Below are 10768 nucleotides of genomic sequence, written 5' to 3' on the forward strand. Positions count from 1 at the left end.
CTTGATGCAACGTGGGTTTAACGTCGCATCCAGATGGTCCAGCACGGGGGGCCACGTACGACGAAAGGGCGCGACATGTCTGCGCAGACTTCCTGCTACGAGAGCGATGCACTGCCTACCGAGACCGTGGATGTGGTGGTGATCGGCGGCGGCGCCGCTGGCCTGAACGGCGCGCTGATGCTGGCCCGCTCGCGCCGCTCGGTCGTCCTGGTCGACAGCGGCACCCCGCGCAACGCCCCCGCCGCCGCCATGCACGGTTTCATCGTCCTCGACGGCACCCCGCCCCCCGAGATCCTCAAGCGCGGACGCCAGCAGGTACGCGAGTACGGCGGCCGAATCGTCTTCGGGGAGGTGGCCACGGCCGAACCCACCGCCCCCTCAGCGGACGGCGACCTGCGGTTCACCATCACCTTGACCGACGGCCGCACGCTGACGGCGCGCCGGGTGCTGGTGGCCACCGGCCTGCGCGACGTGCTGCCCGAGGTACCCGGCCTGGCCGACCACTGGGGCCACAGCGTGGTGCACTGCCCCTACTGCCACGGCTGGGAGGTCCGCGACGAGCCGATCGGCATCCTCGCCACCGGCCCCGCCTCCGTTCACCACGCCTGGCTATTCCGCCAGTTGACGGATGACCTCATCTACTTCACCCGCGGCACCGAGGTGGACGCGGACACCCGCGCCCGCTTCGCCGCCCGCAACATCCGCATCATCGAGACCGACGTCAAGGAAGTCGTCACCGAACAGGGCGCCCTCGTAGGCGTCCGCCTGACCGACGGCACTTTCGTGGGGCGGCGGATTCTGGCTGTGTCCACACAGATGCAGGCCCGTACCGAGGGCTTGGAGGGCCTGAAGCTGCCGATGGAAGACCTGCCCGACAACATGGGCCGCCGCTTCGCCTCCGCCATGGCCGGCACCACCGAGATCCCTGGCGTGTGGGTGGCCGGCAACGCCACCGACCTCACCGCCCAGGTCGGCGCCGCCGCCGCAGCCGGCGCCCTGGCCGGCTCCCATATCAACGCCCTGCTGGCCACCGCAGACACCGACACCGCGCTCGCCGCCGCACAGAAGACCACCGGCTGACACATAAGCCCCCGCTGCCGAAGAACCGCGCGCCCGCCACCCAGCGGCCCGCGCGGTAAGCAAGTCCCCACCTCACCGACCTGGCGACCGGCCCTGTCCCGGCGCTGATCCTGCATGCCCTTTTCGGAAGGAAACCATGAACACCAACCAGCCTCCCCAGGCGCCGGACACGCCAGTAAGCGGTGGGGGCGCGCCGGATGCGCGTCAGCTGCGCGCGATCCTGATCACCGTCTCGATCGCGTTGATGGCTGTCATCGCCTCGGTGTCCGGGCTGAACGTCGCCCAGACCCACATGGCCGTCGAGTGGGGCGCCTCCCAGACCACCGTTCTGTGGATCATCAATATCTATACCCTTGCCCTGGCCGCCCTGCTGCTGCCGCTCGGCGCGATCGGTGACCGCCTGGGCCGCAAGCCCATGCTGATCACCGGACTGATCATCTTCGGCGCCGCCAGCGTCGTCGCGGGACTCGCCCCGTCGGCCGCGGTGATGATCGGCGCCCGCGTGGCCGCCGGAATCAGCGCCGCGATGATCATGCCGATCACACTGGCCGTCATCACCTCCACCTTCCCCGAGGAGGAACGAGGCAAAGCGATCGGCGTGTGGACCGGCGTCGCCGGAGGCGGCGGCATCCTGGGCATGTTCCTCTCCGCCCTGCTGGTCGACGTCGCCGACTGGCGCTGGCTGTTCGTACTGCCCGTGGTCCTGGTCGTCATCGCGCTGGCGATGGCGCTGACATCAGTGCCCAACTCCCGCGAACGCTCCACCCACTCCTTCGACACCATCGGCGCACTGGTCTCCACCATCGCCGTGATCGGTCTCATCTTCGTCCTGCAGGAAGGCCCCGAACGCGGCTGGACCGCCCCCATCACTCTGATCAGCCTGGCCGTCGGTGTCATCGCCGCAATCACCTTCGTGGCCTGGGAACTGCACCGCCGCGACGCATCCCTGCTGGACGTACGCCTCTTCCGTGAGCGCGGCCTGGCCAGCGGCTCCATCACCCTGCTCGTCGTCTTCGGCGTCCAGGCCGGTATCGCCGTCGTCCTCTTCCCGTTCTTCCAGGCCGTACTCGGCTGGTCCGGACTGCTGTCCACCGTGGCGATGATGCCCATGGCCGTCATGATGATGATGACCTCCGGCCTGGCCCCCAAGATGGCCGCCAAGATCGGCACCCGCTTCACCATGACTGTCGGCGTCGCCCTGGCCACCCTCGGCCTGGCCCTGATGGCCCTGTTCGTATCCGTCGACGGCGGCTACCTGTCCATCTTGGCCGGCATGCTCGCCATGGGCATCGGCATGGGGCTGTCGATGACGCCCTCCACCGAGGCCATCACCAGCTCCCTGCCCCGCGCCAAGCAAGGTGTTGCCTCCGCGCTCAACGATGTCACACGCGAGTTCGGCACCGCTCTCGGTGTCGCCATGCTCGGCGCACTCCTGGCCAACGGCTACCGCAGTGCCATCGACGGCAAGCTCGACGGCATCCCCACGGGCGCCGCGGACACCGCCCGCGAAGGCATCGCCAACGCCATCGAGGTCGCACCCAAGACCGGCAGCCACGCCCAGGGCCTGATCCACGCGGCACAACAGTCCTTCGTCGACGGCTGGCAGCAGGCCATGTGGATCGGCGCCGCCGTCATGGCCGCACTGCTCCTCGACGTCGCCCTGCGCGGCCCGAAGAACATCGCACCCCTCCAGCCCGACGCCGAGGCGGCCCCGGAGACCGGGGCCGCGGAGAACGTCGCCGCCCGCTGACCTCGCAGGAACTCCGTGCGGACGGAGCACGACGCCGCCCGCACGGCAGACGGCCGTCGGGCACACCGCGACATCGCAGTGTGCCCGACGGCCGCACAGCGCCCTGAGCGCAACCCGATACTCCAATCACATGCAGGAGTAGCACTCATGAGCACCATCGAGCTGACCGCAGACAACTTCAACGAGGTCATCTCCGGAAACGACTTTGTGATCACCGATTTCTGGGTCGAATGGTGCGGTCCTTGCCGCAGGTTCGGGCCCGTCTTCGAGCAGGTCTCAGACAAACACGAGGGCGTCGTGTTCGCCAAGGTCGACACTGAGGCACAGCGAGACCTGGCGGAGGCATTCGAGATCACGCCGATCCCCACCCTCATGATCGTGCGCGAGAAGATCGCCATCTTCCGTCAGGCCGGCGCCCTGCCAGAGGCTGGACTCGACGACCTCATCAACCAAGCGCGGACGGCGCTCGTGCGCAGGCTCACCGCATGATCGGACCGATTGCGGGTAGGCGGAGATACAGGATCCGTCGTCTGGGGGCGGGTTCCGTTGTGCAAAAAAGGGTGCGGCGCTATGACTGAGATCCCGGCAGAGGTCTTCGAATTGGTAGCGCGGAAGGCTCTCCACGACCTGTCCACCGTCCCGGACCTACGGGCCCTGGAGGCGCTGGCCGGCTGTGACGTGCTGATTCCTGCGATCGGCGGTATCCGATACACACGTAACCGCAGTGAACTCGTGCGGCTTGTGCTGCCGGTGATCGAAAGCGCCAGCGACGCCCCCGCGGTCATGGTGTTCACCTCGGAGGAACGGCTACTCAGGGCCTTTCCCCAGGTGCCCTGCTACAGGCCTGTCACCCTGCGGGACCTGGCCTCGCGCTGGCCGAGCGACGAGGTGGTGCTGGTGATCGACGCCGGGGACGAGGACGAGCTGACCCTGTCCGCGCACAAGACGCGGTGGCTGCTCGGCCGCTGCCTCGTGTGACCGCCAGGTCAGTACGGCCGCCTCGAACTCCGCGAGCGCGGCTCCAGCGCTCCACTTCAGGAACCGAGCGGCTTGAGTGAGCAGCCAGCTTGACGTCGCGGTCGGCGTAGCGACTTCGGCCTGGAGTTTCAATGATCGAGTCAAGGGGCGCATGCGGCACTCGATCAGTTCTTCCTCAACTCTGCTTCACTGATCGGCACCTGCGCCGGTACCTGAAGCACCGTCTGTGGTGTCCTCGATGTCGAGGTGGTCGGTCTCCGGGTCCACGAGCAGTGTGTAGGAGCGCAGCAGTTCATACCCCTCGTCGGCCTGAGGCCGTCCGGTGGGCAGATCCGTCTCGGACTCGTCGTACAGCATCATCGACCTGCCTTTCAGGATGGCTGCGATGTCCCGGGGGCTGGTGGGCTCGATTCCCGTGACGCCTCCGGAGAGGTGGTCTGCGGCTGCCCAAGTTCCGTCATCCTCACGGGTCGAGAAATAGAGCTCGTCTGCGACGAAGCCGTCCTTACGCCGGTGGAAGAGCAGGGCGAAGCCGAGGTTGGCGCGCACGCAGGTGTCGGCGACGACGGCCTTGTTGGCGCTGCCGAACCGGGTGGGTAGGGCAGGAGCCGCGCCGGTGTCCTGTACGGACGTAGCCGTCAGGGCGACATGAGCGAGCTCTGCCACGTTTTGTACATCTTGTCCTTGTGTGAGGGTGAGTGATTCACGGTAGTTGTATGAGGCGGGGTGGCCCGTCCGTGTGCCGGTGGGCCACCCCCGAGATGTGCTAAAGCCACCACCCACCCCAGCTCTCATCCCGTCCGTGAGGATGATCTGGCACCGCTCGGCGGCCTGACTCACCGAACGATCGACGTTTTGGGCTGTCCTTTCCAGGAATCGTCGGCCGGCTGGGCGGTGCCGCTATGCACGCGGCCGGTCGAGCGCCTGTGACCTCATAGCGCCTCTGTGTGTCAAGCGGCCTGAGCGAGGTGCTTTCGTTGGTCGCGTTTCATGATCCGATAGACCAGGTTGGACAGCCGTCGCTTCAGGGCCCGGCGGGCCTCCGCGGGCGTCTTTCCCACCGCGATCTTGCGCAGGTAGTACTCCTGTCCACGCCCACCATCTCGGATCTGGCAGACGGCGATGATGTGCAGGACCGAGTTCAGCGCGCGGTTGCCGTCTGTGTTGAGCCGGTGGCGGACGTTGTTGCCGCTGGAGGCGTCCAGGGGCGCGCTGCCGGTGTAGCCGGCGAAGTGGTGCTCGGTGGGGAAGCGGCCGACGTCGCCGACGTCGCCGATGACCTTGGCGGCCAGCACTGTCCCCAGGCCCGGCAGGGCGGTGAGCGTGCTGCCGGTCGCGGCGAGCGCGTCGCGCATCTCCGCTTCGTTGTCCTTGATCTGCCGGTCCAGGTGCCGCAGGTCGGTCAGCAGAGCGCGGGCTATGTCGCGGCGGCAGGCGTCGGTGGCGGTCACGGGCCGGATGGCCTTCATGGCGGTGGCGGCCTTGTCGGCCGACAGGCCGGTTGGGGCGCCGCCGGGCAGGAGGTCGCGCAGGACGGCGTGGAGCCGATTGAGGACGCGGGTGCGTTCGTGGACCAGGTCGTCGTGCCGCTCGGTCAGCAGCCGCAGGATCGTGGTCTGGTCCTCGGCCCCGACAGACCGCAGGTCCTGGCGGAACAGGGCGCCTACGGTTCCGAGCTCGCCCGGTTCCTTCGGGCGAACGAGGTGACCGTGGTCGACGTCGACCGCCCAGATCGCAAGGCCCGGCGGATCCATGGCACGTCCGACCCCGTCGATGCCTACGCCGCCGCGACCGCCGTCCTGTCCGGCCGCGCGCACGGCCGGCCGAAGACCCGCGACGGCATCGTGGAGGCCATCCGGTCCCTGCGAGTGGTCCGCCGCTCGGCCATCAAGCCCCGCACCCAGACGATCAACCAGATCCGCATGCTCATCGTCTCCGCCCCCGCCGAGGTCCGGGAACGCCTGCGCGGCCTGCCCACCTACCAGTTGATTGTGCAGCTTGCCCGTTCTCGCCCCGGGGCGGACCTCGCCGACCCGGCCTGCGCAGTCCGAACCGCACTGCGGCGTCTGGCCCGCCGCTACCAGCACCTCACCGAGGAGATAGCCGATGGCCGACCGAGCCTGGAACGTCCCGGCCGCTGGCGGCAGCGTGCTGGATCGCTGGCCGGACATCGCAGCCGCGGTGTCGTCCCGACTGCCCGAGCACGTCCAGGCCGTCGCGTTCCACCCGGAGAGCGGGCAGTTGGACCTGCGCCCAGACTCGCCCGCCTACGCCACCCAGCTGAGGCTGATCACCGCCCGGATCATTACCACGGCGAACGAGGCGGTCGGCATCGACACCGTGCGCACCGTCCGGGTCCTGGCCGCCGGCTCAGCACCCGCGCCCCGCGCGGCTGAGCCCAGCCCGGCGGCCACGGCCGTACCCGAGGCTTCGGTGAAGACCCGGGACACCGCCTCGCTGGGCTATCGGCAGGCGTTGGCCGCGCACCAGGCCGCCGCGCCCGCGCGGCGAGTCGATCCGGGCATCGCGGAGGCAGTCGAGCGACAGACCAGGGCAATGCGTGAACTCAGCCGACGTGCCTTTCCGGAGCAGGACCCGGACGGTGGGGCCGCGCTGCTCGAAGAAACGCGGACCAAGGGGCGCCGCGCCGCCGAAGCATCCCATTCCAGGGCACTGCGCCGGGCTCAAGCGGAGCGCGCCTAGCGAGAACCTGGCCCGTCCACTTGGAAGGACTGCCTGACCGCCAGGCATGACGGCCGGTCAGGCAGCCACCGATCTATTGCGATTGCCCTCGCTGCCGCTGTCCTGTGCCGCGGTGCAAGTCATGTCCTGATCCGGACAAGGGCAAGTGCCGGACGTGCGAAGCCAATGGCTTCGCCCGCGAGAAGAACTGTGACAAGTGTGGTGGCGATGGCAACGTCCCAGCTGCGATGGAACGAGATACGTCTCCGTGTTCCGATGAGAGTTCTGCTTTGATCAGATCACGCTGGAGAGCAGCGCCCGGCCCGGCGTTGACGTCGGTCTCCCGCATGAAGGCCGGCGCCACGGCGCTGCTGCACGCGCGAGCTGCGCAGCTCCAGCGGGCCGTTCTCCGGGTGCACCAAGGGCGTCCACGATCGAGTTCGAGTACCTCCCCAAGGCCGCGGTCGGCCATGCCATGAAAAGGACTTGGGGAGCCGACTGGTTCGACGAGGGCCCCGGCGGGTTCGCCAAAGCGGACCAGGCACGTACCACTGCGAGGACGAGCAGACGTACGCGGAGTACGAGTTCGACGTCCACGCCGACGGCACCGTCACGTTCGGGATCGCGTGCGTCAAGATCGGCGACATCGTGACGATCCTCGACGCCCTCGAGCAGGCGCTCGCCGAACACCGCACCGCCTGAGCCGGGCCGGGTGCAGGTGAGGCGGCCCGGGCTGATATGGCATCACCTCACCTGCCGGGCAGAATGCGGGCATGGACTCCACTGCCGCTTCCACTGTCGCGTTCGCCGTCACGGCCGCGGGCGGGATCGTGGCCTACTATGTGGTCCGGACCGGCCTGGCAGCAACTAGCAGGCGGGCCAGCACCAACCTACGGCGCGCCGAGACTTTTCTCGCGTTCGTCGAGCCCGCGCTCGAGATCACCGACATCGTCGATCGGTGGCCTACTCTGCCCACCGCGGCCCGGTTCGAGGAGCGGGACCAGGCCCGCGGAAACTTGCAGGACCTCGAGCAGCGCCTGGACGCGGTCCTCCTCGAGGACGGCCCGGACGTCCAGACGGCCGCGCTACAGCTCCTCGAGGAATGCGCGCGACTCGTCCACGGCCTGGACGTCGACGCCGAGCCCGGCCCGGCCCGGCCCGGCCCGGCCGGTGACTCCACCAGCGCACTGACGATTCCGTTCACCGACGCCTGCCGGGAGTGCCTCGACGACCAGGCCCACCGGCCCTTCCGGCTGCGCCGGGCGCGCCGCCGGTTCGGGAGATGAGGTGAGGTGAGGCGGCCAAGCGTCAGGTCGCCCACCGGATGCCGGGGCTCGTGGCGGTGCGCGGCGCGTCGCCGAGGGATGAGGGCGGGGCAAGAGTCACAGTTCCAATGTTCCTCGTCCCCGGGTCCGATTCTGCGGCCGAAGACCTCCCGCGCCGCGCATCCCGCCCGCCGTCGCGACACCCCGCCCGTCCCGCGTCACGGCGGCAGCGAAGCCCGTGCCCCGCGCCGGCGCCGCCTGACCGCCGTGAAGCGGGACCAAGCGGGCCGACGGCGTCGAGCAGTGGCGCGGTGCCCAGGAGGCCGCCCGCCGTCACCGCATCCGCAGGTCCGCGCTCGCACCGAGCGGTACGAGGGCGACTGGGACGCGCCGTCCAACCGCGCGGTTCAGCGTGAGGTGGAGGCGGCGTTCGCCCAGGTGAGGAAGGTGGCGAGCGGCGGCCGCCACCAGGACCAGGACGACGTCGCCGACGCCCAGGCCAGGGTGCTGGAGCCGAGCCAGCAGGAGCTTGCCGAGCTGCGCGCCGCCGCCGCGGGCGAGCTCATGCGGGGCGAGACGACGCTGATCACGTCCCTGGACCCGAAGACGGCGCTGCGCGTCTTCGGCGAGCGCCTGGTGCGCCGCGCCCGCCAGCTCAAGAGCGGCTTCCGCAACTCGCTGATGACCTACGGACACAGGTAGGAGGCCGACGTGACCGAGCAGACCACCACCACCGACCAGACCAGCGGCGGCGACACCCCGAAGCTGTCCGGCGTGGCGTCGACCTCGCCCCGGGTCGCTCTGCAGCAGGCCCGGCTGGCCGCGAAGAACAACGGCGGCAGCGAAGCCCGCGCCCCGCGCAGGCGCCGCCCGACCGCCGTGAAGCGGAACGGGCGGGAGCCCTCCGGGTTCGCCGCCGGGCTGGCATCGAGCGGCGCCGCCAGGCCGACGTCTCGCACGCCGCAGCCCTGCGCCGGGCCCGTGCGGAACGCGCGGCGAGGGAGGCCGGGACGGCGGTCGCGGTCCCGCAGACGGCGCCGCTGGGAAGGACCGCGTGAGGAGAGCATGTGCGCGGCCTGCTGGAGCAGGACGAGAGCGTGTCGCCGCGGCACGACTCGGTGCGTACGGCCGCGCGGCAGCGGGACTTCATCCGTGAACGGCTGGGCGTGGTCTACGAAATGGAGAAGGCCCGGGAGGTCGCCGCGGCGCCGATTCGGGAGGCCGTGCAGACCAAGGACAATCCGGCCGACCTGATCAACGTGGCGCTGGAGAAGCTGGTCAAGGCGAGGATGGAGCTGCCCTGCTACAGCACGCTGGACGAGATGGTCTCGGCGATCAGGACCGAGGTGAACGAGGACTTCGTCGCGGCGATCGTGTCGCGGATGGATGAGGTCGAGCAGGCCCGGTTGCTGGGACTGCTGCGGGTGCCCGCGGGCGGTCGTAGCAGGTTCGACGAGCTGAAGCGCCCGGCGAAGGCACCAACGGTCTCCCACCTGCGCGAGCACCTTGCCCACCTGGACAGGCTGGAAGCGTTGGGGACAACGGTGACGTGGCTTCAGGGGGTGCCGCCGGGGAAAGTGGAGCGCTCCGCCGGGCAGACGAAGGTGCTGGACGCCGCCGAGATGTCCAAGGTCGGCGTGGTGAAGCGGTGTGCGCTGCTGGCGAGTGCCCGGGACCAGCTGGTGACGATGCTGTGCAAGCGCATGGGGTCGATCACGAAGAAGACGAAGGAGGATCTGAAGAAGATCCGTGAGCGGCACCGGGCGAGTCCGAGCGGCTGATCGCGGTGCTGGGTGAGGTGCTGGAGGCTGGCCAAGCTCTCGGAGGACCACGAGTTGGTCTCCGCCCGCCACGGCGACAACTACGCGCCGCTGATGCGGCGGCACTTCCGCAGCCACCGCAAGGTGCTGCTCGACCTGACCGAGACCCTTCAGATGGTCGCCACCTCCACCGACGACTGTGTGCTCCAGGCGGTGGAGTTCTGCCAGGCCATGCGGCACCGCGGCAGCCAGGGGGTGCCGGTGACGTACACCGTCGCCGAGGAGGGCGGCACCGAGAAGACGAAGACGGTCTCGGCCGACTTCGCCTCGCAGATGTGGCAGCGCATCCTGTTCGACAAGCACAAGCCGGGGAAGATCAACCGACGGCACTTCGAGGTGTGCACGCTCTTCTATCGCCGGGAAAGCGGGCGCCCGGTGTGCGGTTCGATGGTCACGCGGCGGCCCCATCCTGCCGGGCGGGGCCGCTGCGGGAATGGGATCAGGATGAACCAGCCGCAGGCTGTGCCGCTCCCTCGGCAGCGGTCCCGGCCGCCTCAGCCGCAGGCGTAGCCTCTGCTTCCTCGGCAGCGGCTTCAGCTTCCTCAGCCGCAGGGGTTTCCTCTGCAGCTTCAGCCGCAGGCTGTGCCGCTTCCTCGGCAGCGGTCCCGGCCTCCTCGGGTGCGGGAGGCTCCTGCTCGATGTCGCTCATGTGTTCACCTCCCCTTCCCTGGCCGCGCAGGATGGCTGTGGCACCTCCGATGGCCAGAGCGACGGGCCAGTCGAGAGCACCGGCCACCGCGAGCGCGCCCAGGCCGCCGTAGAAGAGAAGATCCCTGGCCGGCAGCCTTGATGTCATCGCCTGCGTGTTGGCCACCACGTCCCCCGGCGTGAGGTAGGGGATGTGGACCGGCGCGTGCACATCCAGGCTGTGGATGTGCAGCTTCCCGTCCGTGGCGGGTTGCTGTGCTGCTGACTTGGCGCTCGGACGGGAGCGGGCCGCCGCCGTTTTCCGTGTTGTGGTGGCTGCGCTGGGCATAGCCACCTCCTCGATGGATCCGAGTGCGGTTTCGCACTTTCATTGTGGCGCGCATACGCCAGGGGGACAGCTTCAAAGCTTCGTGCGATTGCCAGCCTCATCACGGTGACGCCGGCCGACGCTGTCGGCGTCGGCTGAACTCGGACCCACTTTGGGCGGTTGAATTCTGACCCGGTTGGTGTTGGTTCAGTCGTTGTCGGTTGTGTCGGTGGGGACG

The 10768-nt window shown here is 69.2% G+C and carries 14 protein-coding genes; 10 read left to right on the forward strand and 4 right to left on the reverse strand.

Going from position 1 to position 10768, the window contains the following annotated elements; all coding sequences use genetic code 11:
- Positions 1 to 75 precede the first annotated feature (75 nt).
- The 4 genes from ABZ818_RS26610 to ABZ818_RS26625 all read left to right on the forward strand — a co-directional run bounded on the left by ABZ818_RS26610 (position 76) and on the right by ABZ818_RS26625 (position 3808).
- Positions 76 to 1080, forward strand: coding sequence for an NAD(P)/FAD-dependent oxidoreductase (locus ABZ818_RS26610; protein WP_361419499.1), 1005 nt, complete (start codon positions 76 to 78; stop codon positions 1078 to 1080).
- Between the two features lie 136 nt (positions 1081 to 1216).
- Positions 1217 to 2830, forward strand: a complete 1614-nt coding sequence (locus ABZ818_RS26615; RefSeq protein WP_361419502.1) for an MFS transporter — start codon at positions 1217 to 1219, stop codon at positions 2828 to 2830.
- 147 nt (positions 2831 to 2977) lie between these two features.
- Positions 2978 to 3319, forward strand: a complete 342-nt coding sequence (locus tag ABZ818_RS26620; protein WP_361419505.1) for a thioredoxin domain-containing protein — start codon at positions 2978 to 2980, stop codon at positions 3317 to 3319.
- 81 nt (positions 3320 to 3400) lie between these two features.
- Positions 3401 to 3808 (forward strand): SseB family protein, encoded by a 408-nt coding sequence (locus ABZ818_RS26625; RefSeq protein ID WP_361419508.1) that lies wholly within the window; start codon positions 3401 to 3403, stop codon positions 3806 to 3808.
- Positions 3809 to 3994: 186 nt separating this feature from the next.
- Here the strand turns inward: ABZ818_RS26625 and ABZ818_RS26630 are convergent, their stop codons facing one another.
- The gene (locus tag ABZ818_RS26630) at positions 3995 to 4474 is read right to left on the reverse strand and encodes a hypothetical protein (RefSeq protein ID WP_361419511.1); all 480 of its coding nucleotides are present in this window, start codon (positions 4472 to 4474) and stop codon (positions 3995 to 3997) included.
- A 284-nt stretch (positions 4475 to 4758) separates the two neighbouring features.
- A complete protein-coding gene (locus tag ABZ818_RS26635) occupies positions 4759 to 5562 on the reverse strand; it encodes a transposase (protein ID WP_361419514.1) in 804 nt (267 codons plus the stop codon).
- A 352-nt stretch (positions 5563 to 5914) separates the two neighbouring features.
- On the opposite strand from ABZ818_RS26635, the gene ABZ818_RS26640 reads away from it, so the two are divergent.
- The 4 genes from ABZ818_RS26640 (at position 5915) to ABZ818_RS26655 (ending at position 8457) form a co-directional block, all read left to right on the forward strand.
- Complete coding sequence (locus ABZ818_RS26640; protein ID WP_361419517.1) at positions 5915 to 6511, forward strand: DciA family protein; 597 nt, start codon at positions 5915 to 5917, stop codon at positions 6509 to 6511.
- Between the two features lie 465 nt (positions 6512 to 6976).
- The gene (locus ABZ818_RS26645) at positions 6977 to 7192 is read left to right on the forward strand and encodes a hypothetical protein (protein WP_361419520.1); all 216 of its coding nucleotides are present in this window, start codon (positions 6977 to 6979) and stop codon (positions 7190 to 7192) included.
- A 71-nt stretch (positions 7193 to 7263) separates the two neighbouring features.
- Complete coding sequence (locus ABZ818_RS26650) at positions 7264 to 7776, forward strand: hypothetical protein (RefSeq protein ID WP_361419523.1); 513 nt, start codon at positions 7264 to 7266, stop codon at positions 7774 to 7776.
- Between the two features lie 282 nt (positions 7777 to 8058).
- Positions 8059 to 8457: a hypothetical protein gene (locus tag ABZ818_RS26655; RefSeq protein WP_361419526.1), complete on the forward strand. Its 399-nt coding sequence runs from the start codon at positions 8059 to 8061 to the stop codon at positions 8455 to 8457.
- On the opposite strand, the gene ABZ818_RS26660 is transcribed toward ABZ818_RS26655, so the two are convergent.
- Complete coding sequence (locus tag ABZ818_RS26660) at positions 8442 to 8714, reverse strand: hypothetical protein (RefSeq protein ID WP_361419529.1); 273 nt, start codon at positions 8712 to 8714, stop codon at positions 8442 to 8444. The genes ABZ818_RS26655 and ABZ818_RS26660 overlap by 16 nt on opposite strands.
- A 108-nt stretch (positions 8715 to 8822) precedes the next feature.
- Here ABZ818_RS26660 and ABZ818_RS26665 point away from each other — a divergent pair, with 108 nt between their 5' ends.
- The gene (locus ABZ818_RS26665) at positions 8823 to 9536 is read left to right on the forward strand and encodes a DUF4158 domain-containing protein (RefSeq protein WP_361419532.1); all 714 of its coding nucleotides are present in this window, start codon (positions 8823 to 8825) and stop codon (positions 9534 to 9536) included.
- Between the two features lie 12 nt (positions 9537 to 9548).
- A complete protein-coding gene (locus ABZ818_RS26670) occupies positions 9549 to 10085 on the forward strand; it encodes a hypothetical protein (protein ID WP_361419535.1) in 537 nt (178 codons plus the stop codon).
- Here the strand turns inward: ABZ818_RS26670 and ABZ818_RS26675 are convergent.
- Positions 10015 to 10551: a hypothetical protein gene (locus ABZ818_RS26675; RefSeq protein ID WP_361419538.1), complete on the reverse strand. Its 537-nt coding sequence runs from the start codon at positions 10549 to 10551 to the stop codon at positions 10015 to 10017. The two genes, ABZ818_RS26670 and ABZ818_RS26675, sit on opposite strands and share 71 nt — an antisense overlap.
- Between the last annotated feature and the right edge of the window lie 217 nt (positions 10552 to 10768).

It is taken from the genome of Streptomyces sp. NPDC047453, from assembly GCF_040643155.1.
In the GTDB taxonomy this organism is placed as follows: domain Bacteria; phylum Actinomycetota; class Actinomycetes; order Streptomycetales; family Streptomycetaceae; genus Streptomyces.